Origin of the sequence: Mesorhizobium sp. WSM1293 (assembly GCF_000513875.1) — a bacterium.
GTDB lineage: Bacteria > Pseudomonadota > Alphaproteobacteria > Rhizobiales > Rhizobiaceae > Mesorhizobium > Mesorhizobium ciceri.
In genome coordinates, this window is the sequence record NZ_AZUV01000001.1 from 43,940 (window position 1) to 68,963 (window position 25,024).

The 25,024-nt window shown below is 62.1% G+C and carries 29 protein-coding genes and 1 tRNA gene; 14 read left to right on the top strand and 16 right to left on the bottom strand.

Annotation, left to right across the window (positions count from 1 at the left end):
* Position 1: 1 nt before the first annotated feature.
* On the bottom strand, positions 2 to 433 hold the full coding sequence (locus tag M729_RS0100235) for a CBS domain-containing protein (RefSeq protein ID WP_013531344.1): 432 nt from the start codon (positions 431 to 433) through the stop codon (positions 2 to 4).
* Positions 434 to 520: 87 nt separating this feature from the next.
* Positions 521 to 1,279 (bottom strand): rhomboid family intramembrane serine protease, encoded by a 759-nt coding sequence (locus M729_RS0100240; protein ID WP_027160401.1) that lies wholly within the window; start codon positions 1,277 to 1,279, stop codon positions 521 to 523.
* Between the two features lie 388 nt (positions 1,280 to 1,667).
* Here M729_RS0100240 and M729_RS0100245 point away from each other — a divergent pair, with 388 nt between their 5' ends.
* The 3 genes from M729_RS0100245 (at position 1,668) to M729_RS0100255 (ending at position 3,950) form a co-directional block, all read left to right on the top strand.
* Entirely contained in the window at positions 1,668 to 2,300 is a 633-nt protein-coding gene (locus M729_RS0100245) for a PAS domain-containing protein (protein ID WP_027160402.1), read from the top strand.
* Positions 2,301 to 2,482: 182 nt separating this feature from the next.
* On the top strand, positions 2,483 to 3,100 hold the full coding sequence (locus tag M729_RS0100250) for a PilZ domain-containing protein (RefSeq protein WP_013531341.1): 618 nt from the start codon (positions 2,483 to 2,485) through the stop codon (positions 3,098 to 3,100).
* A gap of 241 nt (positions 3,101 to 3,341) precedes the next feature.
* On the top strand, positions 3,342 to 3,950 hold the full coding sequence (locus M729_RS0100255) for a transglutaminase-like cysteine peptidase (RefSeq protein WP_027160403.1): 609 nt from the start codon (positions 3,342 to 3,344) through the stop codon (positions 3,948 to 3,950).
* A gap of 188 nt (positions 3,951 to 4,138) precedes the next feature.
* Here the strand turns inward: M729_RS0100255 and M729_RS0100260 are convergent, their stop codons facing one another.
* On the bottom strand, positions 4,139 to 4,798 hold the full coding sequence (locus M729_RS0100260) for a DUF2726 domain-containing protein (protein WP_027160404.1): 660 nt from the start codon (positions 4,796 to 4,798) through the stop codon (positions 4,139 to 4,141).
* Positions 4,799 to 4,970: 172 nt separating this feature from the next.
* On the opposite strand from M729_RS0100260, the gene M729_RS0100265 reads away from it, so the two are divergent.
* Positions 4,971 to 5,519, top strand: a complete 549-nt coding sequence (locus M729_RS0100265) for an ankyrin repeat domain-containing protein (RefSeq protein ID WP_027160405.1) — start codon at positions 4,971 to 4,973, stop codon at positions 5,517 to 5,519.
* A gap of 48 nt (positions 5,520 to 5,567) precedes the next feature.
* Here M729_RS0100265 and M729_RS0100270 read toward each other — a convergent pair whose 3' ends face one another.
* Positions 5,568 to 6,095 (bottom strand): gamma carbonic anhydrase family protein, encoded by a 528-nt coding sequence (locus tag M729_RS0100270; RefSeq protein ID WP_027160406.1) that lies wholly within the window; start codon positions 6,093 to 6,095, stop codon positions 5,568 to 5,570.
* A 19-nt stretch (positions 6,096 to 6,114) separates the two neighbouring features.
* Positions 6,115 to 6,456, bottom strand: coding sequence for a hypothetical protein (locus M729_RS0100275; protein WP_013531336.1), 342 nt, complete (start codon positions 6,454 to 6,456; stop codon positions 6,115 to 6,117).
* Between the two features lie 125 nt (positions 6,457 to 6,581).
* On the opposite strand from M729_RS0100275, the gene M729_RS0100280 reads away from it, so the two are divergent.
* Complete coding sequence (locus M729_RS0100280; RefSeq protein ID WP_024503873.1) at positions 6,582 to 7,307, top strand: hypothetical protein; 726 nt, start codon at positions 6,582 to 6,584, stop codon at positions 7,305 to 7,307.
* Between the two features lie 62 nt (positions 7,308 to 7,369).
* On the opposite strand, the gene M729_RS0100285 is transcribed toward M729_RS0100280, so the two are convergent.
* A complete protein-coding gene (locus tag M729_RS0100285) occupies positions 7,370 to 7,573 on the bottom strand; it encodes a DUF3126 family protein (protein ID WP_027160407.1) in 204 nt (67 codons plus the stop codon).
* Between the two features lie 310 nt (positions 7,574 to 7,883).
* The gene (gene cysE, locus M729_RS0100290) at positions 7,884 to 8,732 is read right to left on the bottom strand and encodes a serine O-acetyltransferase (RefSeq protein WP_013531333.1); all 849 of its coding nucleotides are present in this window, start codon (positions 8,730 to 8,732) and stop codon (positions 7,884 to 7,886) included.
* A 147-nt stretch (positions 8,733 to 8,879) separates the two neighbouring features.
* Between cysE and M729_RS0100295 the strand changes: the two genes are divergently transcribed.
* Complete coding sequence (locus M729_RS0100295) at positions 8,880 to 9,482, top strand: hypothetical protein (RefSeq protein WP_027160408.1); 603 nt, start codon at positions 8,880 to 8,882, stop codon at positions 9,480 to 9,482.
* Positions 9,483 to 9,567: 85 nt separating this feature from the next.
* On the opposite strand, the gene M729_RS0100300 is transcribed toward M729_RS0100295, so the two are convergent.
* The 3 genes from M729_RS0100300 to M729_RS0100310 are packed head-to-tail and all read right to left on the bottom strand — an operon-like array spanning position 9,568 to position 11,516.
* Positions 9,568 to 10,335 carry an alpha/beta hydrolase gene (locus tag M729_RS0100300; protein WP_024503871.1) on the bottom strand — a complete coding sequence of 256 codons (768 nt, stop codon included), beginning with the start codon at positions 10,333 to 10,335 and terminating at the stop codon, positions 9,568 to 9,570.
* Between the two features lie 20 nt (positions 10,336 to 10,355).
* Positions 10,356 to 10,916 carry a DUF192 domain-containing protein gene (locus tag M729_RS0100305; protein WP_027160409.1) on the bottom strand — a complete coding sequence of 187 codons (561 nt, stop codon included), beginning with the start codon at positions 10,914 to 10,916 and terminating at the stop codon, positions 10,356 to 10,358.
* A 24-nt stretch (positions 10,917 to 10,940) separates the two neighbouring features.
* Complete coding sequence (locus M729_RS0100310) at positions 10,941 to 11,516, bottom strand: cold-shock protein (RefSeq protein ID WP_024503869.1); 576 nt, start codon at positions 11,514 to 11,516, stop codon at positions 10,941 to 10,943.
* A 238-nt stretch (positions 11,517 to 11,754) separates the two neighbouring features.
* Between M729_RS0100310 and gloA the strand changes: the two genes are divergently transcribed.
* On the top strand, positions 11,755 to 12,195 hold the full coding sequence (gloA, locus tag M729_RS0100315) for a lactoylglutathione lyase (protein ID WP_013531328.1): 441 nt from the start codon (positions 11,755 to 11,757) through the stop codon (positions 12,193 to 12,195).
* A 146-nt stretch (positions 12,196 to 12,341) separates the two neighbouring features.
* Complete coding sequence (locus tag M729_RS0100320; protein ID WP_027160411.1) at positions 12,342 to 12,632, top strand: DUF2218 domain-containing protein; 291 nt, start codon at positions 12,342 to 12,344, stop codon at positions 12,630 to 12,632.
* Positions 12,633 to 12,640: 8 nt separating this feature from the next.
* Here the strand turns inward: M729_RS0100320 and M729_RS0100325 are convergent, their stop codons facing one another.
* Both M729_RS0100325 and ilvA read right to left on the bottom strand, forming a co-directional pair.
* Positions 12,641 to 13,201, bottom strand: a complete 561-nt coding sequence (locus M729_RS0100325; RefSeq protein ID WP_024503867.1) for a DUF1697 domain-containing protein — start codon at positions 13,199 to 13,201, stop codon at positions 12,641 to 12,643.
* Positions 13,202 to 13,209: 8 nt separating this feature from the next.
* Positions 13,210 to 14,466 (bottom strand): threonine ammonia-lyase IlvA, encoded by a 1,257-nt coding sequence (gene ilvA / locus M729_RS0100330; protein ID WP_024503866.1) that lies wholly within the window; start codon positions 14,464 to 14,466, stop codon positions 13,210 to 13,212.
* Between the two features lie 467 nt (positions 14,467 to 14,933).
* On the opposite strand from ilvA, the gene M729_RS0100335 reads away from it, so the two are divergent.
* Complete coding sequence (locus M729_RS0100335; RefSeq protein ID WP_013531324.1) at positions 14,934 to 16,007, top strand: alpha/beta hydrolase; 1,074 nt, start codon at positions 14,934 to 14,936, stop codon at positions 16,005 to 16,007.
* A gap of 137 nt (positions 16,008 to 16,144) precedes the next feature.
* The gene (locus tag M729_RS0100340) at positions 16,145 to 17,308 is read left to right on the top strand and encodes an alpha/beta hydrolase (protein ID WP_027160412.1); all 1,164 of its coding nucleotides are present in this window, start codon (positions 16,145 to 16,147) and stop codon (positions 17,306 to 17,308) included.
* A gap of 130 nt (positions 17,309 to 17,438) precedes the next feature.
* Here the strand turns inward: M729_RS0100340 and ade are convergent, their stop codons facing one another.
* Positions 17,439 to 19,247 (bottom strand): adenine deaminase, encoded by a 1,809-nt coding sequence (ade, locus tag M729_RS0100345; protein WP_027160413.1) that lies wholly within the window; start codon positions 19,245 to 19,247, stop codon positions 17,439 to 17,441.
* Positions 19,248 to 19,394: 147 nt separating this feature from the next.
* Here ade and M729_RS0100350 point away from each other — a divergent pair, with 147 nt between their 5' ends.
* The 3 genes from M729_RS0100350 (at position 19,395) to M729_RS0100360 (ending at position 21,376) form a co-directional block, all read left to right on the top strand.
* A complete protein-coding gene (locus M729_RS0100350; RefSeq protein ID WP_027160414.1) occupies positions 19,395 to 20,246 on the top strand; it encodes an alpha/beta fold hydrolase in 852 nt (283 codons plus the stop codon).
* Between the two features lie 94 nt (positions 20,247 to 20,340).
* Positions 20,341 to 21,006, top strand: coding sequence for an outer membrane protein (locus M729_RS0100355; RefSeq protein ID WP_027160415.1), 666 nt, complete (start codon positions 20,341 to 20,343; stop codon positions 21,004 to 21,006).
* 284 nt (positions 21,007 to 21,290) lie between these two features.
* Positions 21,291 to 21,376: transfer RNA gene (locus tag M729_RS0100360), tRNA-Leu, on the top strand.
* A 95-nt stretch (positions 21,377 to 21,471) separates the two neighbouring features.
* Here M729_RS0100360 and M729_RS0100365 read toward each other — a convergent pair.
* From M729_RS0100365 to M729_RS0100375, 3 genes are read right to left on the bottom strand one after another with little or no spacing between them, the layout of a single operon-like run.
* A complete protein-coding gene (locus M729_RS0100365; protein WP_027160416.1) occupies positions 21,472 to 22,920 on the bottom strand; it encodes an aromatic amino acid lyase in 1,449 nt (482 codons plus the stop codon).
* Between the two features lie 26 nt (positions 22,921 to 22,946).
* Complete coding sequence (locus M729_RS0100370; protein WP_027160417.1) at positions 22,947 to 23,531, bottom strand: GDYXXLXY domain-containing protein; 585 nt, start codon at positions 23,529 to 23,531, stop codon at positions 22,947 to 22,949.
* Positions 23,528 to 24,646: a DUF2157 domain-containing protein gene (locus M729_RS0100375; RefSeq protein ID WP_024503860.1), complete on the bottom strand. Its 1,119-nt coding sequence runs from the start codon at positions 24,644 to 24,646 to the stop codon at positions 23,528 to 23,530. The genes M729_RS0100370 and M729_RS0100375 overlap by 4 nt, the downstream gene beginning before the upstream one ends.
* A gap of 236 nt (positions 24,647 to 24,882) precedes the next feature.
* Between M729_RS0100375 and M729_RS1000000136750 the strand changes: the two genes are divergently transcribed.
* Positions 24,883 to 25,023, top strand: coding sequence for a DUF1127 domain-containing protein (locus tag M729_RS1000000136750; RefSeq protein ID WP_013531315.1), 141 nt, complete (start codon positions 24,883 to 24,885; stop codon positions 25,021 to 25,023).
* The last annotated feature ends 1 nt before the right edge of the window (position 25,024 follow it).

Here is a 25,024-nt window from a genome sequence, read left to right on the forward strand (position 1 = left end):
CTCAGGCGGTGGCGATGTAGGCTCTGATCTCGTCGGCCTCGCGCTCGACATCCTCGATGCGGCGCTTGACCACGTCGCCAATGGACACGATGCCATCGAGCATGCCGTCCTTTTCCACCGGCAGATGGCGGAAGCGGCCTCGCGTCATGATCTCCATCACCTCGTTGACGGTGTGGTTTTCGTTGCAGATCTTCACTTTCGGCGTCATCGCCGAACGCACGGGGATATCGAGCGCGGCTCCACCTTCGCGGGCGACAACCCGGACGATGTCGCGCTCTGACAGGATGCCGACGATCTTGCGATCGCCATTGGTGATGACCAGCGCCCCGATCTTGTGCTCTGCCAGGATACGGATGGCTTCGCTAAGCTTTTCGTTCGGCCCGAGCGTCAACACGTCATGGCCTTTTCTCTCGAGAATTGCCTTAACCGTCATGGCGTCCTCCTCTGCTTTGCCTGCCGGTTCCTGCCCTGACCGGCCTTCACGTAAGAGTGAACATCGTGCGCCGTGATCGGTTGCATTTCAAGTGTGGTGGTCGGCCGTCTCCCATTCGGGCGCCTGCCATCTCCTGTCGAACCAGCGCAGGCCGAAGAAGCCGGCGACAAAGCCGCCAATATGGGCCTCCCAGGCGATCTGGCCGTCTATCCCCGGGGCAAAACCGAGCAGGCCGGTGGCGAGATTGATGACCATCCACATGGCAAGGAAAATCACGACACCGCGCAAGCGCAACACGAATGCGATCGGCAGCACCGGGCCGGCGAAGGCGGCCTTGCCGGCCGAACGATCGGTGCGGAAGCCAAAACGCGCCGCAGCCCCCATCATGCCTGATATCGCACCGGAAGCCCCGACCAGCGGCGCCTCACCGTAAGGATGCAGTGCCCAGAAAAGCGCGACCGAAGCCAGCCCGGTTGCGGCAAAGAACAGCGCGAACCACAGCGTTCCCAGACGGTTTGCCAATGGTGAACCAAACGCGGCGAGCCACACCATGTTGATGGCGATATGGGCAAAGCCGCCATGCATGAACGCGTAGGTGAAGGGCCGCGAAAACAGGAACCAGTCGAAGCCGTATTGCCCGGTGTAGAGAACGGGGATGAAGGCCCCGTCATACAGCAATGTCATCTGCTGGGATTCGCTCAACACATATTGCTGCAACAGATAGACGACGACGCAGATGCCGATCACCGCCAGCACGACGGGCGGCAGGTTGAACACCGGCTCGCGCCGCGGCTCGGGCGCGCCCTCGACCGGGTCGGCTTCCGAGGGAATTACCGGTTCACTCATTTGAAATTGCACTCACTGCGGGATTCCAGGTTCGAGCATCTAGATTAACGCGGACCGAACAGCAAACCGCGAATCATCTGGCGCGAATCAAAAAAGAAGCCGTTCAAGGTTTCCCTTGAACGGCCGGTCGAGCCCCCTGCTCCCCTAAAACTCTGACTGAAGTGCTGCCGATCGTCGCGAAACGACCGCTTCTGGAGTGGTTTTTGTGTGCCACGGGGCTCGCTCAGACGCAACGTAAACCACTTGTTAACCTTAACGGCCCCGACCCGTGAACAAGTGTTAACGACGCTGGCACGCTTCCTGCTCCGCAACGCATGTAGGTCCTCGGAGGGCGCCCTTCTGTTCACCGATGGGACATCAGACGACAGATTGCGCGGAGCAGCATAGCATGAACCAGAATGGATCGATCACGCTGTTCCAATATTGGAACCGCCTGCGTGATGGACGCCCCGCCCCGAAGCGTTCGGAGGTCGAACCGGCCGACATCAAGTCGCTGCTGGCCGACACCTTTATCCTGGAACGTGACACGCGCGGACAGGCCGTATTCCGGCTGGCCGGCACAAGGCTTTGCTCCTGCTACGGCCGCGAGCTCAAGGGGTTTTCCTTTCCATCGCTGTGGCGCGAGAAGGACCAGCGGCTCGTCTCGCGCCTGATCCATGGCGTGTTCGAGCAGAAATCGGTCGTGCTCATCAGCTATGAGGGCTTCAGCCGCAACGGGCGCTCCAACAAGTTCGAACTGCTTGCCCTGCCGCTGGACGGCGGCGTCGAAAATCCGCGCTGCCTGGGCGTCATCAGCGCCGTGGAGAAACCCTTCTGGCTGGGTGCCGATCCGATCACCGATGCGTTGATCGATTCGATCCGCGTCATAGATCCGGAGAAGGAGCTTCTGAACAATCGCCCGGCGATCGATGTTCCCTCGCTTGTTCCCGATGAACTTGGGGCACCCGAGACGATCTCGGCGCTCGGCCGGGTGCGTCGCATCCGCCATCTCGTCGTCTTCGATGGCGGGCGCGAGGAATAGCCCGCTGTTTTTTAAGACCTGATGCACGTCGCCCAAAACTGCGCGGCGGTTTTGGCACAACGGCCTGCAGAAAGGAAAACGCTGAGCGCCCGCTTTTCCCCTTTGTTAACCCGCTTTGTTGTACTTCTGTGATGAAGTTCCTCGCATCGGCGCGCGGGATGCCAAACGGGGTGTAGGCAGTCATGAGGTCAGCGGCGGTCGACTATGCGCCGTCCCAAGCTGAAAGGCGAAACTTTCAGCGCGTCCGGGTTAAAATTTACGGACGCTTCATGCTGGAAGACCGCACCGAACATCCCTGCCAAGTCGTCGACATGTCACCGGGCAATGTCGCGTTTCGCACCGACCGCATCGGCATGCCCGGCGAAAAAATCATCGCCTACATCGATCATATCGGCCGCATCGAAGGCGTCGTCACACGCACCCTGCAGGACGGTTTCGCGATGACCGTCATTGCGTCGGATCGCAAGAAGGACAAGCTGGCCGCGCAATTGACCTGGCTGGCCAACAAGCATGAACTCGACCTGCCGGAAGATCGCCGCCACGAGCGCGTCGCACCGCGCAATCCGACAAGCGTGCTGCAGCTCACCGACGGCCGCCAGTACCAGTGCCGCATCATCGACCTTTCGCTCTCCGGCGCCGCTGTCGAAATCGACGTCAAACCGGCGATCGGCATCCAGGTCATGCTTGGCACCATGCGCGGGCAGGTCGTGCGTCATTTCGAGGACGGCGTCGCCATCGAATTCGCTGTGATCCAGCGTCCCGAAACGCTTGATTCCGAATTCAACACGCCACGCGCCTGAGCAGGCCCGACAGCAACATTCCAGGAACCGGCCCTTGCGGCCGGTTTTTTGTTTCTGGGAGCTTGTTTCTGGGAGCGCTCCGCGCCCGAGGTGGGAGCCTTCAGATCCAAACGAATTAATACTCAAATGATTCAAATTTTACGTTTATTCTATTGGAGTTTTACTCAATATCTACTTCGCGCTTTTGCGTCAAATAAATCCACACGTGGCAATGTCTCCTTCGAACGGGGAGACTACAACAATGAAGAAAACGAGGGGCAAGCTGTTGCTGGCGGCAATGGCGATGCAGCTTTCCGCTTGGGGATCAGCATATGCCGCGGGACCGGCCTATATGCACACCGGTGGACGCACCACCCAGCCTGTTGGTCACTATGAGTTCTGCCAGCGCATTCCCGGCGAATGCAGCGAACGGACCCCCAGGGGTGCGCCGGTCGAACTGACCCGCAAGCTGTGGGCGACGATCGTCAACATCAACAATTCGGTCAACACCCGCATCAAGCCGCGCACCGACATGGAAAACTACGGTGTCGAGGAATATTGGGCCTATCCGGCCAATGGCTATGGCGATTGCGAGGATTACGCGCTGGAAAAGCGCCGCGAGTTGATGGATGTGGGCGTCCCCGCCGGCAATCTGCTGATGACGGTGGCGCGCCAGCCGAATGGCGACGGCCACGCGGTGCTGACCGTGCGCACCAGCCTCGGAGAATTCATCCTCGACAATCTTGAGACCAAGGTCCTGTCCTGGACGGACACCGACTACACCTATCTCAAGCGCCAGTCGGACCAGAATTCCGGCGTTTGGGTGACGATCAATGACGGCCGCTCCGACGCGGTCGCCAGCGTCCGCTAAAACAGAGCTCAAGCGCGCCGCGTGAATGCGAGGCGCTTCAGGAGAAACCCGGTCGAGTCCCCACCCTCCCCGTCCCCAACGACCGGGTGAAAGGAGCCGGCCCCGTCCCCGGGCCGGCTCCGCCATTTCTGGCTATGGCCGTTCGAAAACCAATCAGGTTCCGAGAAATCTGCGTTGCAAAAGGTCAGCTATTGCGGTGCGGTGGGCTTGTCCACCAGCCTCTCAACCAGTCGCCTGAGTTCCGAAGGTGTCGTGTGACCGCCGACGATCTCATGGTAACTGATGCCAGCACGTCGCAGCGCTTCCTTTTTGACCGCATCACGTGCTGCTGCTGTGCCTTGGTGATGCGCATGGCCTTGGTATTCGAGCGCATGTCGAGGTAGACAAGTCTCGTCCACAAGAAGAAGGTCCACTCGTTTCGAGTTGATGCAGCTGTAGGCATCAGCGTTCGCGCTGCGCAAAATTTCGCCCAGTGACACTTGGGCCATCACCTGCCATCCCGGATTGCAGCTGATCACCATGCGATCAAGTTCCTTGAAGACGCGCACTTCACTCCTGTTGAGGAGCGGTTGAATAGTGAAGCTCGCACCCATGACGATCCGCAACTGGTCAGCAGGATCAGTCGGTTTCGGTGGCGCGGAAACAGGCTTCGGGGCAACCCATAGGCCGCTAAGAATGTCGCCCCCTCTGCGCTCTCTCGCCCAGCGCCTGCTATTGCTCTCCCTCCATGCCTGCCTCCGTTTCCTCGATAGGAGACGTTCCAAGGCCATACCAATGAAGACGCCAGCTAACAGAATGCAAATTAGCGAAAGAATTTGCTGCGTTTGCTCACTGAGCTGGAATGGCATGCCGGAAAGCTACCTCCGCGATGCAGATTATTATTCAGCGATGACTTATATCAGCAATCCGTGAAATGGTATGCGCATCGTCGACCTACTGGACGCATCGGACGACCGCCTTTCCACGCGCAGGGGATCGGGGCAATATAAGCCGTTGGTTTTCGCCTTCTGGAACACGGCGATGTTGGAAATCCCGGAAGATCGATGCGAGCGTCATCGCCTCTTCAAGGCGATCGACGATGCCTTCAAGGCCGGCGACTTCGACGGCCTCGGTCTAGCCTTGGGCGGCTCTTCCCGATGGTTCGACGAGCGCATGCCGTTTGAGTTCGGCCTTGGGCATCCGCTGGAATATGCGATCTATTGGAGCCCCGTCAGCTTCATCTCGATCTTGCTGGAGGCGGGCTCGGATCCGAATTATCAGGATCATGGCGGGTTTCCGTCCATCATTGCGGCGCTGTCCACCGATCGCGCCAATAGGCTGGACATCGTGCGGGTGCTGATCGAAGCTGGCGCCGACCCCAACATGCGGGGCGTCAACGACTGGACTCCGCTGCACTATTCGGTGGCCATCCGCAGTGTCGATGCGATCCGCCTGCTTTTGGCGGCGGGCGCCGACCCGGCGCTCGAAACCCGCATCGATGACTACAGGACCGCCATCAAGGAAGCCGAGATTGCCGGCTTTGAAGGCGGTGCTTCCTTGCTGCGCGATGCGATGGCTGGGCGCAACTGACGGACAGTGAGTTGAGGCGCTAAGAAACCAGCAAATGCCAGGCTAGCCTCAAACCTTCTTCAACCCCGCCTTGAAGCGCTTGCCGTTGGCGACATAATGCGCCGCCGAGCCGCGCAACCTTGCCACGGCCGCGTCGTCCAGCACCCTGATCGCCTTGGCGGGCGAGCCGACGATCAGCGAATTGTCCGGGAATTCCTTGCCCTCGGTAACCAGCGCACCGGCGCCGACCAGGCAATTCCTGCCGATTTTCGCGCCGTTCAGCACGATGGCGCCCATGCCGATCAGGCTGTTGTCGCCGATCGTGCAGCCATGCAGCAAGGCGCGGTGGCCGATCGTGCAGCCTTCGCCGATCGTCAGCGGAAAACCGGGATCGGTGTGCATGACCGTATGTTCCTGCACGTTGGTGTCGGCACCGATGACGATGGGCTCATTGTCGCCGCGGATGACGGCGCCGAACCAGAAGCCGGCATTGCGTCCGACCCTGACGTCGCCGATCAGCGTCGCATCGGGCGCGATCCAGTTCGAGTCCGCATCGGCGAAGCTGGGCTCTGTTCCATCGATCGCATAAAGCGGCATTTCTGGTCTCCGAATCGTCTCAGCCTGGCAGCTCGGACCCTAGGAGACGGACCGACCATGAGGCAATGGCAAGCACGACGACGCCCAGCGCCAAGGTCCACGCAATTGCCGTGCAGCCGCAGGACATCAGCGCCAACGTTGAAATGCGGCGCTGACGCCGGGCATCGATGGCGTCGTTGACCAGCATGAACGGTCCCGCACAGGCCGTGGCGAGCAGCGAGCGCAAGACATGTGACGGCGACACATAGGGTTCGGTGAAGGCGACCTTGCGGCCCGACACCAGTTCCATGGCCGATCCGGCCAGCCCGCAGGCCGTCAACCCGACGGCAAAAGCAAAGAGTGTGAGTTCCAGCGGTCCCATCTTAACTTTCCGTTTACCATGAAATTGCACAGTCGTTCCATGCAGGCTGCAAGAGCCATGCCGTGCGATGTGTGCCGCCCGGGGACACTGGAGGCGGACGGGCGGCCCGAGATCCGAGGACTGAGATGAAGCAGGCAGCGCTCGCCAACGAACTCACCGTGGTCGATTCCACGCTGATGAAGCGGGTGCTCTACGGGTTCGCGGCGCTCGCCCTGTTGTCGGTGGCGATCAGCCTTGCCGGCAAATGGTTCGGCCATTCGATCGCCATGGCCGGATACACCGACGACGCAACGGCCCACCAGGTGGTGATCGGCAACAATGTCATCACGGTCCCGGCCAATGCCATCCGTTTCGCCCAGGCCCGGCGCGACGGCATCGCCTCGCGGCTCGACCTCTATCTGCGCTATCCCCAGATGGACGGCTACAGCGAGGCCGCGCGGGATGATTTCAACCATACGGGAACAGCCAAAAGCATCGTCTTCCTGTCCTTCGAACAGCAGATGATGTCGCGTGACATGAGCGGCCGCTTCGCGCCGATCTACAGCGCGCTGATCACCCGACCCGGCACTGCCGGGCCTGGCGGCACGATGATTTATGGTTTCAACGAGAAATCAGGCTATCTGAACGAGGTGCTGGTTGTCGGCAATCGCCCCGGCAAGGAGCCGTTCGTGGCCCGTTGCCTGAGCGGGCCGAGTGCCGACCAATCGCTGGCGCCTTGCGAGCGCGACATCCAGGTCGGCGACGAACTCAGCCTCACCTATCGCTTCCCAAGGGAGTTTCTGGGCGATTGGCAGGCGCTCGACGCGGCAATCGCCACCGAAGCCGGGCGCGTTCTGAAGGCGGGACGTTAAGAACGCTTCAAGGGAACCGGCTGGCCGGCCGCATGAGCCGGCCGACCGCAAGATTTGCTGGCTCAGGCCAGATCGATGTCGAGAATCGCCATCGAAAAATTGTAGTCGCCGTCGTCCTCGTCCTTGAAGACGATGCCGAGGAATTCGTCGCCGACATAGACCTCGGCCGAATCGTCCTTGCGCGGCCGCGCCTTGACCTCGAGCCTGGGGTTTTGGAAGACGCGCTTGAAATAGGCGTCCAGCTTTCTGATTTCGTCCGGCTTCAACAGTCTTCTCCGATCATCGGGCTTGCTCGTTCGAACGCGCTTCTGGCACGTCGACAATGGCGATGTAAAGGCAAGCGGCCTGATTAAGGTCTGTTGATATTCACGTGAGGCCGGCCTGCAAATGGCGGTTTCCTGCGCTTCCCCGTTCTACCGCATCGCGGTAGAACTGTGCTCACGTACCCAAACGTACGCTCCGCTCCGGTTCTCGGAACCCACCATTTTCGGCTCGACCTGACCTGAATCTCAAAAGACCTTGGGCGAAACAATCGCCCATGTCTGCCCACGGCCTCAGGCAGCGGACATATGACGATCAGATGTCGAAACTGACGACCTGATCCATCGTCTGCGACGGCAAAAGCTGGTCCATCTGGCGCGACGGCTGATCGCAGCCGGTCTCGCCGACGACGCGGGCCGGCACGCCGGCAACCGTCTTGTTGTGCGGCACAGGCGACAGCACCACCGAGCCGGCCGCTATCTTCGAGCAATGGCCGATTTCGATGTTGCCGAGTATCTTGGCGCCGGCGCCGATCAGCACGCCGTAGCGGATCTTGGGGTGGCGGTCGCCGCCGGCCTTGCCGGTGCCGCCCAGCGTCACGCCATGCAGGATCGACACGTCATCCTCGATGACCGCGGTCTCGCCGACCACGAGGCCGGTTGCGTGGTCGATGAAGATGCCCTTGCCGATGCGCGCGGCCGGGTTGATGTCGGTCTGGAAGACCGAGGACGAGCGGCTCTGCAGATAGAGCGCGAAATCCTTGCGCCCCTGGTTCCACAGCCAATGCGCCAGCCGATGGGTCTGGATGGCGTGGAACCCCTTGAAATAGAGCACCGGCATGATGAAGCGGTCGCAGGCAGGATCGCGATCGTAATAGGCCTGGATGTCGACACGTACCGTCGTCGGCCACTCCTTGTCGTCGGCCAGCATGGACTTGAAGGTCTGGCGGATGAGATCGGAGCCGATGTCCTGGTGCGCCAGCCGCTCGGCCAGCCGATGAATGACTGCTTCTTCCAGGCTGTCCTGGTTGAGGATGGTCGAATAGAGGAATGCAGCGAGCAGCGGGTCGCGGTTGACAGCCTCCATGGCCTCGTCCCGGATCGAACGCCAGATCGGATCGACCGGCTTCAATGCGCTGTGTCGGGAAATGCTGATGCTGTTCATCGCCGTCTCGTCCTGCGTCCTGCCTGGCCTGCCTGTTGTGCTTGCCTGTTGCCTGGCCGCACATATAAGCCAGATCATAGCACGATTGAACTCAATTTTCCTTAGTGCTTTGTCAAATGGATTTGGTTCGCGGGAATTCAAGCAGCCATGGAAAACGAACCCTTGATCGACGACGCGCTGAAAAGCGAGCTCTCAGGGCTCTACCGGGCACAGGGCCGCCACTACCACAACCTTGCCCATATCGAGGCGATGCTGGCGCTGGCTGGCGACTATCGAAGGTTGCTGGCCGATCCCGAGGCGATCGAAGCGGCGATCTGGTTCCACGATGCCGTCTATGACAGCAGGGCCAAGGACAATGAGGCGCAAAGTGCCGCCCTTGCCGAAAAAAAGCTGGCGGGCCGCGCAGATCCTTCACGTATCAACCGCATCTCGGCAATGATCGTCGCCACCGCCACGCACCAGGTCCCGCCGTTCGACGACGCGACGGCCACACAGGACGCAAGTCTTTTCCTGGATATGGACCTGTCGATCCTGGGTGCCGCACCGGACGCCTTCGACGCCTATGAGCGCGCCGTGCGGCGCGAGTACCACTGGATGGAGGAGCCGATGTGGCGAGCCGGACGCAGTACGGTCTTGAAGAGTTTCCTCGCCCGCCCGCATATCTTCCACACGCAAGAGTTTCGCCAGCGCTTCGAACCGCAGGCCCGGGAAAACATCGCGCGATCGCTGGCGGCCCTTGCAAACGGCTAAGGACAATCAGGATAGGCGCCTATCACGATGCCAAGCAGCCTCGTCCCCGACTACGGCACTGCTTCTCGCTGCCCTGGCCCTCCGCTCAGAGCGGATTTTCGGCATAGAACTCCAGCACGCGCTGCTTGAAGGTCTTGTCCCCGACGGCCAGCATATGGTCCCGGCCCTCGATATGAAAAGCGCTGGCGTTCGGCATCAACGCTGCAAGCTCATCGGGCGAGCCGCCTATGTCGTCGGTGGTTCCGACGGCGACCAGCGTCGGCTGGGCGATGCGGGCAACATCCTGCTCGCTCAGCAATTCGCGCGATTTGGCGATGCAAGCCGCCAAGGCACGGCGATCGCTGCGGGTCTGGTCGGCAAAGGCGCGAAACGACCGGCCGCGCGGATGGCTGGTCGCGGCCGGATCTTCGGCAAGCAGCGCGTCGGCGATCGGGTCCCAATCGCCGACACCGTCGATCATGCCGATGCCGAGGCCGCCGAAGACCAGCGTCGCCACCTTGTCCGGATCGGACAGCGCCATGAACGCCGCGATGCGCGCGCCCATCGAATAACCCATGACGTGGGCGCGCTCGATGCCGAGATGGTCGAGCAAGGCAGTGGCATCGGAGGCCATCTTGACCGGCGTATAGTCGGCCTCATCATAGCTCTTGGACGACGCGCCGTGGCCGCGATTGTCAAAGGCGATGGCGCGGTAACCGGCATCGTTCAGCGTCTTGAACCAGCCGGGCGACACCCAGTTGACATAGTGGCTCGAAGCGAAGCCGTGGATCATCAGCACCGGATCGCCCTCCCCCGATGCTGGCTGGCGGTCGAGGAAGGCAAGGTCGAAGCCGTCATGGGTGAAAGACTGCATCTGCGATCCCGCCTGTGTGCTCAACCGCCACCGCCATTTGGCGCATCGCCATTGTCGGCTGGTGGCATGCCGGGGCCGGACACCGTGCCCACAGCCGGATGGCGCAAAAGGTCGCCATATTCGATGCCGTTCCTGGCGGCAGTGCCGGCCTTGAGCTCAAGCACGAAGCGCACCGGTACACCAGGCGAAATGACGGCGTCTGATTGCGGCTCGCCGTGCTTGACCGCCCGGATCTTGCCATCCTGGCCGACAAAAATCAGATCAAGCGGCATCGGGGTGTTGTGCATCCAGAAGCCAACCTGCTGCTGGACCTCGAAGACGAACAGCATGCCGTGGTTGTCCGCCATGTCCTGGCGATACATCAAGCCAGCCTCGCGCTCCGCGGCGGTGTCGGCGACTTCGATGGAGAAAGAGCGGTCACCGCCTTTCGTCACCACGACCAATGGCGCCGGATCGGCCGGAAGGATCATCGCCCGGCTGTCCGCCGAGGTCGGCTTTTCGGAATAGAAGTAACCACCGGCGGCGGCGATGAAGGCAATCGCGCACATCGCGCCCGCGGTCAGCCAGTTCCTGTAAGCCATTCGAGATCCTCGGCCGGAAACGCCCTAGTGCGAGACCGGCAAGGTCCCCATATCGGGGTGAATTTCGGCGGCCATAAGGCCTTTGTCGCCGCGCCCGAAACGAACCAGCACGACCTGTCCGGGCCGAAGCTCGGTGACACCGTAACGGCGCAAGGTCTCCATATGGACGAAGATGTCCTCGGTACCCTCGCCGCGGGTGAGAAAACCAAACCCCTTGGTGCGGTTGAACCATTTCACCAAGGCGCGTTCGAGACCGCTCTCCGGCGTCACCGCGACATGGGTGCGCTGCTCCTGCATCTCGGCCGGATGGACCGCGGTGGTGACATCCATGGAGAGCACACGGAAGGCCTGCAATCCGCGCTCGCCATGCTTGACGAGGCAGACCACGCGTGCGCCTTCCAGCGCCGTCTGAAAGCCGTCTCTTCGAAGACATGTCACATGAAGGAGGATGTCGCCCGAGATGCCGTCATCCGGGAGGATGAAACCATAACCCTTGGCCACATCGAACCACTTGATGGCGCCGGCTACTTCGAGCAGATCAGAAGCGTCGCCGCCTTCGTCACGCTGCAAGGCGTCGCCAAGGGTTCCGTCCCGCCCCATGAAAGAGGCCTTTTCCCCCATAAGAATGCCCCCTCTTTTCAAGAACACCGCAACTGATTCTTGCCAACAGATTAACACTGCGGCTTCCGGTGTGTGCAAGACCTGCCGTGCCTTTTTTCACGGTTCATTGGGGCAATACCGGATTTGTTCTTTGCCGGCATTGCGCACCGCCGCACGATTGCCCTTTGACAGGGCCGACCCTATGTTGCGCCGCAACGCAATTTATCGAGGAAATCACATGCGCTATCTGCACACCATGATCCGCGTCGCCGACGTCGATGCCTCGCTCGACTTCTACTGCAATAAGCTCGGCCTCAAGGAAGTGCGCCGCTACGAAAACGAGCAGGGCCGCTTCACGCTGATCTTCCTCGCCGCACCGGAAGACGAGGAGAGCGGCATCAATGAAAAGGCACCGCTGGTCGAACTGACCTACAATTGGGATCCCGAAGACTACAAGGGGGGGCGCAATTTCGGCCACCTCGCTTATGAGGTCGACGACATCTACGCCACCTGCCAGCATCTGATGGACAATGGCGTCATCATCAACCGGCCGCCGCGCGACGGCAACATGGCTTTCGTCAAGTCGCCGGACGGCATCTCGATCGAGCTTTTGCAGAAAGGCCCGGCCAAGGCCAAGGCCGAGCCTTGGGCTTCGATGGCGAACACCGGAAGCTGGTAGCCGATCACGCTGTCTTGAGCGGACAATGCCAGGCTGATGAGCCCGCTACCGTTTGGTTTTTCAGGGGCGGCGCCTATCTGTCTGGCTGAGGCGCCAGGCTTGGGCCGGCGCCCAGCCATGCAAAAGGCGCTTGCCCAGGAGAATTCATGCCGACCAGCCATGCCGACGTCGCCACCGAACATGCCAGCCGCTACCTGCAGCAGTTGTGCAAGCACTGGGCACACAAATTCCCGGTCGAGTTCGATCCCACCCATGGCACCATCGATCTCTCAATGGGCCGTACCGTCATGGCTGCCGATGCCGCAGCGCTGCATGTCACGGTGTCGACTGACGAAGCAGGATCGATCGAGCGCCTGGAAAGCGTTGTCGCCGATCACATCAAGCGCTTTGCTTTCCGCGAAGAACTGACCTTCGACTGGAAACCAACTTCCGCCTAGCCGGCCAACTACTTCTCACCGGCGTGTGCGGCCATCTCCAGCAGCGCCTGCACCGAGCGCCAATTGCGCGCGGTGCCCGGCACTTTCAGCGTGCGCGGGATCAGCCCGGCAAACACCGATTTGCCCAGCCCATTCGGTGCGCTGAGGTAGAGCACATCGCCCTTGATCTCGAAGCGTTCGGGGCCGGTGCACTTTTCGGTCAGCCGCGCCACCTCATCGGCGGTCGGCTCGCGTTCCAGCACATAGGCGTGCAGCTTCGTGTGGTCCGCGGCAATTTCCGGATAGGGATTTTCGCGCACCAGCTTCTCGAACCAGGAGAGATCGCGCACCATGATGCGCGAATGGAACCCCCATTTCGTCTCGAAGGCTGCTTCGAGCAGGTTCGCCAGTGCCGCCGCGTCGCCTTTCTTCGCCCGGAACACGGCATTGCCGCTCTGCACGTAGGTGGCGACGTCGGAAAAGCCGAGGCCCTCGAAGAACGACCGCAGCTCCGCCATCTTGACGATGCGGTTGCCGCCGACATTGATGCCGGAAAACAGCGCGACGAAGATTTTTCCCGGATCAACCATTCGATCGCTCATATGATGAACCCGGCCAGTGTCTCGTTGTCGGTGATGTCCTGATACTGAACGCCCTCGGCCTCGAATTTCGCCTTGAGCAGATCGAAATTGCGACGGTCCCTGGTTTCGATGCCGATCAGCACCGAACCAAAATTGCGCGCCGATTTCTTCAGATATTCGAAACGGGCGATGTCGTCGTCGGGTCCGAGCAGTTCGAGGAAATCGCGCAGCGCGCCCGGCCGCTGCGGAAAACGGATGATGAAGTATTTCTTCAGACCCTCGAAGCGCAACGCCCGTTCCTTGACGTCCGGCAGCCGCTCGAAATCGAAATTGCCGCCCGAAACCACGGCAACGATCGTCTTGCCCCTGATCTCCTTCTTGGAGAAATCCTTGAGCGCATCGATCGCCAGCGCGCCGGCCGGCTCCAGCACGACGCCTTCGACATTGAGCATCTCGATCATGGTGGCGCAGAGCCGGTTTTCCGGGATCAGCCGCACCGTGTCGGCCGGAAAATCCTTGAGATGACGCAACGGCTCGCGGCCGATCTCGGCCACCGCGGCGCCATCGACGAAATTGTCGACCTTGGCGAGCTTGAGCCGTTTCCCCGCCGCGAGGCTCTCGCGCAGGCTCGGCGCGCCTGCCGGTTCGCAGAAGACGAAGCGTGCTTCCCTGCCCTGATCGGCGAAATAGTGGGTGACGCCCGCGGCAAGTCCGCCACCGCCGACCGGCAGCATGACGATATCGGGCATGCGGGCCCCCGGCATCTGGTCCGCGATCTCGTAGGCGACGGTTGCCTGGCCCTCGATGATGTCCTTGTGATCGAAGGGCGGCACCATATGGGCGCCGGAACTGTCGGTGAATTCCAGGGCAGCGCGATAGCAGTCGTCGAAGAAATCGCCGACCAGTCTGATCTCGATGAAATCGCCGCCGAACAGCCTGGTCTTGTCGATCTTCTGCTGCGGCGTCGTCACCGGCATGAACACGACGCCTCGCCTGCCGAAATGGCGGCAGACGAAAGCAAAGCCCTGCGCGTGGTTGCCGGCGGACGCGCAGACGAACAGTTCGGCCTCGTTGCCGGCCGCCAGTGTCTTGCGGAAGAAATTGAAGGCGCCGCGGATCTTGTAGGAGCGGACCGGCGACAGATCCTCGCGCTTCAACAGCACCCGCGCACCGGTCTTTTTCGACAGATAGTCGTTTTCCTGTAGCGGCGTTTCAGGGAAGATCTGGCGGATCGCGGCGGCAGCGGCAGCAACGCGGGAAGAGAAACTGTTCATCGGAAACCACCCCTGGGGAAAATCACCTTGCGTTGCATGCTGTCCGCGGATCTCTATCATTAATCGGGTCGCGAACGTTCGGTTGTTGAGCGCCATGACCAGGTGCGGCGCGAGCCCGCCTATCACATATCCGGCTCCCCAGCGCCATCGTCCATCATTTACGTCCTTCCGGGCGGAAATTTTGCGAAATATTTTCAGCTACTTGCGGGTGCATTCTCATGCCCCCTCGCATCGGGCGGTATGAAATCGCTATCTCTGCGGGGATTGGAGGGCCGGCGGCGACGCCGCTCATTGCGCACATCACGCAGCCGTTTCCCGCCATTTTGGCTTTCGCGCAACACTGCGATGGCCGCAGCGGGGCGCCGATCACATTTCGACTCGACAGGACTTAGTTCTGCCGCACTCTGCCTGTCCGGGAGGTATCGTGAGGATAGACAGGCCTTTCGGCCGGAGTTGGAAATTCAGGCGTGCCTTTGAAGAAGATTTTTACCGTTGTCCTGGCCTTGTTCGTCGCCGGCTGCGCCGGCCAGCAAACACAGGAATTGCTTGGCAGCGCCATGGTGTCCGCGCCGGTGACGGAGATCGCCGGCAACCACTCGATCTTCATCGCCACGACGCGCAAGAAATCCGACGATCCCAACAAGGTTTTCGACGGCGAACGGTCGGCGACGCTGAACTATGCCCGCGTCAACGTCACCGTTCCGGGGCTTCACAAGACCGGCCAGATCGAGCGCCGCTCGCGCGGCAAGTCGGACGACCCGGCCAAGTATTTCATGGCCTCCGAGGTCGTCGGCTACGACACGCAGCCGAAATTCTCCAGCGCGCTCAACGCCGACATCGCGGCGCGCGGCGGCCGCGTCATGGTCTTCGTGCATGGCTACAACACCGGCTTCGATGCCGCCGTCTATCGCCTGACCCAGATCGTCCATGATTCCGGCTATCCCGGCACGCCCGTGCTGTTTTCCTGGGCATCGGGCGCCAGGACCACCGACTATGTCTATGACAAGGAGAGCGCCAGCGCTGCCCGCGACCAACTGGAAGTGACGCTCAGGATGCTGGAGCAGTCCGGCGCGCGGCGCATCGACATCGTCGCACATTCGCTCGGAACCTGGGTCACCATGGAAACGCTGCGCCAGATGGCCATCACCGGCGATCGCGATCTCGGCGGTAAGCTCGGCGACGTGGTGCTGGCCTCGCCCGACATCGATGTCGACGTGTTCAAGAGCCAGATGCGGCGCTATGGCAAGCCCGACAAGCCGTTCATCCTGCTGTTATCGGACGACGACCGTGCGCTGCGGCTCTCCGGCCTGATCGCCGGTTCGCGGCCGCGTGTCGGCGACTACAAGGATGCCGCCGATCTTGCCTCCTATGGCGTGACGGTCGTCGACCTGTCCAAGGTCAAGGGATCGGACAGCTTCAACCATACGAAGTTCGCCGACAATCCGACGCTGGTGAAGATGATCGGCCAGCGGCTGCGCGAGGATGACGGCTTTGCCAGCGACCGTGATGTCACCGACCGCATCAGCCTGCTTGGCCAATAGGTGCGGTCTCGCGGCCATGCCTGCCCGGCATCGCGGACGTATGGATTCACTTTGAACTGGACCGCGCCGGTCTCTGGCCTTATCGGAATAGCCAGCGACGTCACGCGTTTGACGTCCCCTTTTGCGGGAGCCTGCGTGTGACCGTGCGTTCGAAGAGCTACCTCGTCGTTGCATTGGCGCTCGCTGTCACCGGCTGCGCTGGCGGAAAAACGCACGACCTGCTCAACAGGACGACGGTCTCGGTGCCCGCATCCGACATCGCGGCCACGCATGAAATCTTCGTCGCCACCACCCGCCAGAGGGCAACAAAAGAGCCGCGACAGGTTTACGACGGCGATCGCTCGCTGACCACCAGCTTTGCCCGTGTCGACGTCACCGTTCCCAAAAGCCATCAGGTCGGCGCCATCGAGCGGGCCAAGGGATCGGCAAACAGCAATCCTGCCAAGGATTTTACCGCCAAGGACGTCATTTTCTATGAGGGCGCGCCCCAGTTCGCCAAAGCGGTCGGCGCCGACATTTCCATGCGCGGCGACCGTGCGCTGGTTTTCGTGCACGGCTTCAACAACGGTTTTGACGACGGCATCTACCGGCTGACGCAGATCGCCCACGACACCAAATATCCCGGCACCCCGGTGCTGTTCTCCTGGGCTTCGAGCGGCAAGACCACGGGTTATATCTACGACAAGGAAAGCGCCAACGCAGCGCGCGACGACCTCGAGGCGACGCTCCGGATGCTGGCCAAGACAAAGGTCAAGAGCATCGACATCATCGCCCATTCGATGGGAACCTGGGTGACCATGGAGGCGCTGCGCCAGCTTGCCATCACCGGCGACCGGGATCTCGGCGGCAAGCTCGGCTATGTCATCCTGGCCTCGCCCGACATCGATGTCGACGTCTTCAAGAAGCAGATGATCCGCTACGGCAAACCCGACAAGCCGTTCGCCATCCTGCTCTCTGCGGATGACCGGGCTCTCAAGCTCTCGTCCCTGATCTCGGGCGACAAGCCGCGCGTCGGCGACTACGGCAACGCTGCAGACCTCGCCAGCTATGGCGTGTCAGTGGTCGATCTTTCCCAGGCCAAGGGCGGCGACCGCCTCAACCACGCCAAATTCGCCGACAACCCGATGCTGGTGCAACTGCTCGGCGACCGGCTGCGGGCGCCGGCGGGCCTCGCCTCGGACGAACCCGACCCGACACAGCTCAACAATCTCGGCCAGGGCCTCGGCAAGGCCGTCGGCTCGGTCGCAGAGATCGTCATCACCACGCCGTTCAAGGTGCTGACCATCGCCACCGGCGGGTGAGCCAGCGGGCGGCATTGGCCCTAGGATTGTTGAGATTCGAGAACCGGAGCGGAGCGTACTTAAGTACGTGAGCACCGGAAGCGCAGAAAATCGCTACTTGCAGGCCGGCATGGCCTGAATAGCAACAATCCTAGACGAACAGATCGACCTTCTGGAATGTCGTCACATCGATCAGGCCGACGTCGGAGATCCTGAGCTCCGGAATGACGACCAGCGCCAGCAGCGAGTGCTGCATGTAGGCGTTGTTCAGCGAACAGCCCATCTTGCGCATCGCCTCGGTGAGCTTCTCGGCCTTGGCCGCGACGATTTCCGCCCGTTCGTCCGACATCAGGCCTGCGATCGGCATTTCGACCAGCGCCAGTTCCTTGCCCTTGGAGAACAGCACGACGCCGCCACCGACCGCGCCCAGACGGTTTACCGCCAGCGCCATGTCCTGCTTGTTGGTGCCGACGCAGATGATGTGGTGGGCGTCATGCGCCACGCTGGACGCCATGGCGCAGTCGCCCATATAGCCGAAGCCCGAAACGAAGGCGTTGGTGACGCCGCCCGTGCCCCTGTGACGCTCGACCAGCGCGATCTGGCAGATGTCGTTGCGGCGGTCCATTGCGACCAGCCCGTCCTCGACCGGCAGATCGGCCTCCAGCGCGCGCGTCGGCGCCTGGTTCTCGATGACGCCGATGACACGCACCCGAACCTCGTTGGCGCCCTTGGGGGCGGCGATATCGAAGTCGTCGCCCTTCAACTTCTTGCCGAGCTTGACGGTGTTCTTCGCCGTCCGGGGGTAATCATAGGCCGGAATGTCGATTTCGAGCTTGCCGCCCTTGGCCACCCTGACGCCGCGTGCATAGACCTCGTCGATGGTCATTGCGGCGAGATCCGAGACGATCAGCAGGTCGGCCAGCCGGCCCGGCGCGATCGAGCCGATCTCGCGCTCCAGTTTGAAATGCTGGGCGGTATTGAGCGTCGCCATCTGGATCGCCGTCACCGGTTTCAATCCCTGTTGGATGGCGTGGCGCACCACGCGGTCCATATGGCCTTCCTGGACCAGCGTGCCGGAATGGCTGTCGTCGGTGCACAGGATGAAGTTGCGCGGGTCGATGCCGCCCTCGGTCACCGCCTTGATCTGCGAGGCGACGTCGTACCAGGCCGAGCCCAGCCGCAGCATCGCCTTCATGCCCTGGCGCACGCGGGCGATGGCGTCCTCGGCGCGCGTGCCCTCATGATCGTCCTCGGGGCCGCCGGCGACGTAGCCGTGGAACGGCAGGCCGAGATCGCGCGAGGCATAGTGGCCGCCGACCGTCTTGCCTGCCTTGACAGTCGCGGCGATCTCGCCCGACATGACCGGATCATTGGCGACGACGCCGGGGAAATTCATCACTTCGCCCAGGCCGATAATGTTCTCCCAGGTCATCGCTTCCGCGACATCGGCGACCGTCAGCTCGGCGCCGGCATGTTCCAGCCCCGGCGCCGAAGGCACGCAGGACGGCATCTGCACATGCACGTTGATGGGCATGGCGACCGCTTCGTCATGCATCAGCCGCACGCCGGGCAGACCCAGAACATTGGCGATTTCGTGCGGGTCGATGAACATCGAGGTGGTGCCGTGCGGAATGACGGCCCGGCAGAACTCGGTCACCGTCACCATGCCGCTCTCGACATGCATATGCGCGTCGCAGAGGCCGGGCACCAGATAACGCCCGCCGGCATCGACCACCTTGGTGCCCTGGCCGATTGCATGGCTGGCATTGGGCCCGCAATAGGCAAAGCGCCCGCCGGCAATGGCGATGTCGGTGCCGGCGATGATCTCGCCCGAATGAACGTTCACCCAGCGGCCGTTGCGCACGACCAGGTCAGCGGGTTTGCGCCCCACGGCGACATCGACCAGATGTGTCGCCATCTCGGTCCACGGTCTGGGTTTTGCGGGCGTTGCTTTCGTCATTGGCGATTCCTCGGTTGCCGTCAGTCTCGCAAATGTCGGCGGGCGCCGCCAGAGCCGTCGGTCCGACATACCGCGTCAGGGCGAGCTTGTTGACTAATCCGGCTGGAAGGCGATGCTGACCGCGAACCGAACCATATGAGGGAAGACATGACTCGTTTTTGGAAAGCGTTCGCCATCGTTATCCTGTTCGCAGCGTCGACCACTTCTGCCGTGGCCGAGGAGCGTTGGCAGACCTTGCCGGAACCAGCGGCCATGCCCAAACCCGATCAGAGCGGATACGCGCCGGTGAATGGCATCCAGATGTATTACGCCGTTTTCGGCGCGGGCGATCCGGTGCTGCTCATCCACGGCGGCCTCGGCCACGGCGACATCTGGGCCAGCCAGGTGGCCACGCTTTCCAAGACGCACAAGGTGATCGTCGCCGACAGCCGTGGCCACGGCCGCTCCACCCGCACCGAGCGGCCCTATGGCTACGACTTGATGGCGTCGGACTATCTGGCGCTGCTCGACCACCTGAAGATCGACAAGACCGCGCTTGTCGGCTGGAGCGATGGCGGCATCATCGGTATCGACATCGCACTGCATCATCCGGAGCGGCTGACAAGGCTGTTCGCGCAAGCCGCCAACGTAACCACCGACGGCCTTGATCCGGGCGTGATGACCAACAAGACCTTTGCCGCCTACATCGACCGCTCCGGCCGCGACTACAAGAAGATGTCGAAAACACCGGACCAGTATGACGCCTTCGTGGCGCAGATGAGCCACATGTGGGAGAGCGAGCCGGCGTGGAGCAAGGAACAGCTTGCCCAGATAACCACGCCGACGGCGATCGTTGCCGGCGACCACGATGAGGCGATCAAGCGCGAACACACCGACTATATCGCCTCCGCCATCCCAGGTGCGAAGCTGATCGTCCTGCCCAACGCCAGTCATTTCGCCATGCTGCAAGCGCCGGATGAATATAGCCAGGCTGTGCTGGACTTCATCGATGCCAAATAGAGGATTCTGTACGGCGACAGGGGGATTGCGATTGCGGCGAATACGGTTATCCTTCTGACGAGGATCTTTCTGAACCGTCATTTCGGGGAGTTCGATGCGTCGATTGATGGTCGCTAGTGCCGGTTTCCTTGCCGTTCTGGCCGTGCCGGCTTTTGCAGCCGACCCGGCGGTCGACGTGCCGATGACCGCGCCCGGATTCGACTGGACGGGCTATTACGCTGGTCTGCAGGCCGGCTATGGCTGGGGCCAATCCGATGTATCGGTGACAGAAGGTGCGCCGTTTTCCATCGCGCCCGACATTGACGGCGGTTTTGTCGGCGGCCACGTCGCCGGCCTGTGGCAATTCGACCAGGCGGTGCTCGGCGCCGAGGCGGACCTCAACTATTCCTCGGTCGGCGGCACGACGGTATCGGCGCTGGGAAGCACATTCGGCACCGACATCAAGTGGTTCGGGTCGGTCAACGCCAAGGCGGGTTACGCCATGGACCGCCTGCTGGTCTACGGCATTGGCGGCGTCGCCTTTGCCGGCATCGAAACATCGCAAGTCGCGGGTCCGGCGTTCGACAGCACGCGCACGAATGTCGGCTGGACCGTGGGTGCCGGCGTCGACTACGCGCTGACCGACAAGTTCGTCGTCGGCGCGCAGTATCGCTACTATGATTTCGGCTCCGAGCACTACGAGGTGGCAGAACCCTTTAACGATCGCGATCAGAACGTGAAGCTGAATACGGTCGGGATCAATTTGAGCTACAAGTTCTGACCAGGCCCAAAATCGCGACGCTGCCGGCCCAGGCGACCACTTGAGGGGCTCTCTTCATGGAAGGGTGGCCGACGCTCCCAGTGGGCGGGGGGAATGGGTTGGGCCTGAGAGGCGCCGGCCTTGGCGGATCAAATCCACCACAAGGCATCCTACCACTACCCGCCGCGCCGATAATTCCGTGATCGCGCCAGTATCATCAAGCCGCCCGGTCTGTTTGCACGTTCGGCGAACGCTCAACAACACGACTTGACGGCCTGTGTCTGGCGTCTGAAAAGGGCTGGCCTGCGGACGTGGCGGAATTGGTAGACGCAAGGGACTTAAAATCCCTCGATCTCTGATCGTACGGGTTCGATTCCCGTCGTCCGCACCACCCTTCGCTCTTCGAGCTTCGGGTGGCAGGCCACCTGAAGCTCGGCAGGTTCGTTCAGGTGCACCAATTTCACCGGCTACCGCTTGTCGGCATCTCTACGCCTCGAACACTTTCTCAGTGAACCATTCCGCCAACCTGGCAAGCTCCGGCCCCAGCACGCGATCGGCGCCGACAGGCGGCACGATAGCTCTGATTTGATCGACGAAGGAACGCAGTGCCGGCGGCGGCGTCCGTTCGGTGACGTGCAGCGCCTGCGAGGCGATCATTGCCAGCATCGCCATGGCGGCATCGACGCAGCGGCCGGCGGTCGCTTCCTTGGTCCATGCGAAGAACGCCGTCGTAGCGACGTCGTCCTGCCCCGCGCCAGCCGATTCCGTGCCCGGAATGAAGGTACGTTGCGCCGCCAGCTTGGCCTGTTCGAGATAGCCGGTGATCGCCATCGGCACATAGCCGACATTGCCATGGCCATCGCTGTCGGCTGAGTGACGTCCGGTCATCAGCAGATCCGGCAGCAGCGACACCTTGCCGTTCAGAAGCTTCGAGGCGTGGCGGTCGCAGAGCAGGCAGATGTCGGCCCATATCGCCGCCAGATCGTCCAGCGCCGGCGTTGCCATCGCATTGTGATAGCCGCCGGTCGAGATGCAGCGGCCGAGCCGATGTGCATCGTCGGGCGGGATGTAGACGGGATTGTCCGATACCGAGGCCAGCGACACATTGGCCGCCCGCTCGGCCGTCGCCAGCGCACGATGCGCCTGGCCGAGGACGCGCGGCACGATGCGGTAGCTGACCGGCGCCTGATAGTTGCGTCGCCCATCGCCGGCGCCAACCAGAAACTCCCGCAATCCCTGCAGGGCAGCCGTCTCATGCTCATCGCCCCAGAGCGTGTCGAGCGCCGCGTCATAGTGCTCGAGCGGCGCGCGAAACGCTTCGATCGACAGCGCGAACACTTTTTGCGCCATGCGGATGCGGCGGCGCCCCGCGAGCGCTGCGTCGGCCACCAAAGCGGCGGCGCAGGGCGAGCCGTTGATGAGCGAGCCGCGTTCCTTGACCTCGAGGTCGAAGCGCGTCGAAAGTTCTGCAAACAAGGGATAGAGCGCCAGGATCTCACCGGCGCCGCCCTGGCCGGAGGCCGGCACGACAGGCATCGGCTCACCGTCGAGCATCGCGGCCACGGCTAGCGCGATGCGCGGCGTGGTGGCGGCGTTGCCCTCGATGAAGTTTGTCAGACGGGCAAGCACGATCGCCCTGACCACGCGATCCGGCAAGGGATCGCCGAACGAGGTGGCGGCGGCAAACGCCTTGATGCGCGCATGGCGATCACGCTCGTCAGGTTCGAGCTTTCGGCTTGCCAATTCCCCCATGGCGGTTGTGACGCCATAGATGACCGGTGGCGGATCGGATTCAATCAGCTTCAGAAACGAGGCGCGGCATTCGGCGATGCGCTGCAAGGCCTTCTCGCTGATCTCCACCGTGTCCTTCTTCCAGGCGACGCGGAAGACAGTGTCGAGGTTGATGTCGTCACGCGTCGACAGGCTAACTGGCATGCTTCACACCATCGGAAATAAGGGACCTAGTAGAGTGGTTCCTCGAACAGCGTCTTGTCGCCGTCGACCAGCGCCTTGATCTGCGCGGTGCCGTCGCCGGCGAGCGCAAGACGGATGCCGAATGGCCGCACCCGCATGTCGTTCTGGATCGCCATCCCCTCGCCTTCCGGCAGATAGAAGCGCTCGATGCCATAGTCCGGCGCGATGGTCGCCTCTTCGCCGCGAAGGTCCCAGCCTTCGGCGATGTGGCCTAGAATATCGGCCTCGTCGGCGGTTGCCATCGTTGGCGCCTTGCCGAACCAGGCGGCCGTCGGCTGCCAATAGCCGTCGGCGCCCTTCTTCAGGCGCACCACAATCGACGTATCGTCGCTTGAAAATTTGTCGGGCGGAATGTTGGCGATCATTTTCACCGGTATGCGCGAAATCTCGTAGCCCAGGATAATATAGTCGCCGCGCAGGAGGTCGCGCGGATCGACGGGTTCGATCTTCAGCAGCACTTCCTTGCCGTTGCGCAGGATCGCCGCCCGGCCGGCGATGATCCAGCTCAGGAAGCCTATCTGGACGAGCGCCACCACCAGCGCCGAGATGACAAGCCTTTTCCCGGTGATCATGCCGTGGCTCCCTTGGCGTCTGGGCCCTTCATGCGTTTTTCCACGCGGATGATGACGATCGCGAGGATGCCGAGCAGCACCGCGGCGGCCAGGAAGAAACCGGCCGTATCGAGCATCGATTGCAGGGTCACGACATAGATGATGGCGAGTTCGAAGGCGAAGCCGAGATAGGCAAGCCAGCGTAGCCCACGGCTCCCCCGTCCTGCCAGCACGATCGCGGCGACAACACCGGCCAGCGCGATCGCCGAAGCGAGGGCAAAACCGCTGTTGTAGGTGCTCTCGTCGGCGAGTTCGAACTGGATCATTGCGAGGCCGGTGAGGAAGCCGAGCAGCGCGTGCAAGGGCAAGCGGCCGCCGAGTTGCACGACCCGGTCGACCGGGCCAGGCGCGAAGACCGAGGCCGCGAACAGCAGCGCCGAGGCGACGACCAGCGGGATCGCCACCTGCAGCGTGTCGTGGTTGGTGACCAGCAGCATAAGATAGAACAGCACCGACAGGATAATCAGGTGGCGCGCCGCCTGGCTGCGGGTCCAGAACGAGACGGCAAACAGCACGATCGCCATCACGACGAAGCCGTGCGGAAAATCGCTGCGGCTGTAATAGTCGAAGCCTTTGAGGAACAGCCAGGCATCGGCGATGCCGACCGAAGCCACCGTCAGCGGGTTCGATCGCAGCGCAACCGCCGCCAGCGCCGTGCCGGCGCCCCAGGTCACCAGAGCCGAGGCCTCGTCGCCCGAGAGATGATACATCTGGCCGATCAGCGCGATCGAGCCGCCGAAAGCCGCGGCCGCCACGATCCACAGCGCTTCCCCGATTGCCGCATGGTCGCGGGCCTTCAGCACCGCGCCGCCGACATAGCCGCCAAGGATGACGGCAAACAGCGCCGCCACGCGCGCCAGCCTCGGGATCGCGTCCCAATTGGCGGCGACGAAAATCAGGATGGCAGCGCCGAACAGCAAGGCGGCCATCATAGCCAGGATCGAGCCGAAGCTCAGCGACTTGCGCTCGTTGGCCTCGACATCGCGCGCCAGCGAATCGGCCGTCGCGGGGTCGATCATGCCGGCCTGCTGCCAGCGCGCGATATCCGCCCTGACCCGCGACGAATAGCTCGCCATGCTGCTTCTCCCCCAGTTTGGTCTTTTTTGCAGCCGATCCGGTCAAGCCGTTGGCGCTAAGGCATTTTCCGATTCGGGTTTCTTTGTGTCAGGTCCGTGAACGCGCGTTAATGCTGCATTGCACAATTTGCATTGCTGCCATGCAGCCATAGCGCTTTTAAATCGATATGGGTCCGCCTATTTATAGTTCGTACACAAACGGAATGATCCGCAAGAAAGACGAAACGAGAACTACCATGAACCTGATCCGCAACTACCGCAACTGGCGCCGCTACAGGGACACCGTGTCCGAGCTGAGCCGCCTGAGCAACCGTGAACTGACCGACCTCGGCATCAGCCGCAGCGACATTCCTTACGTCGCTCGCAAGGCGGTCTAAT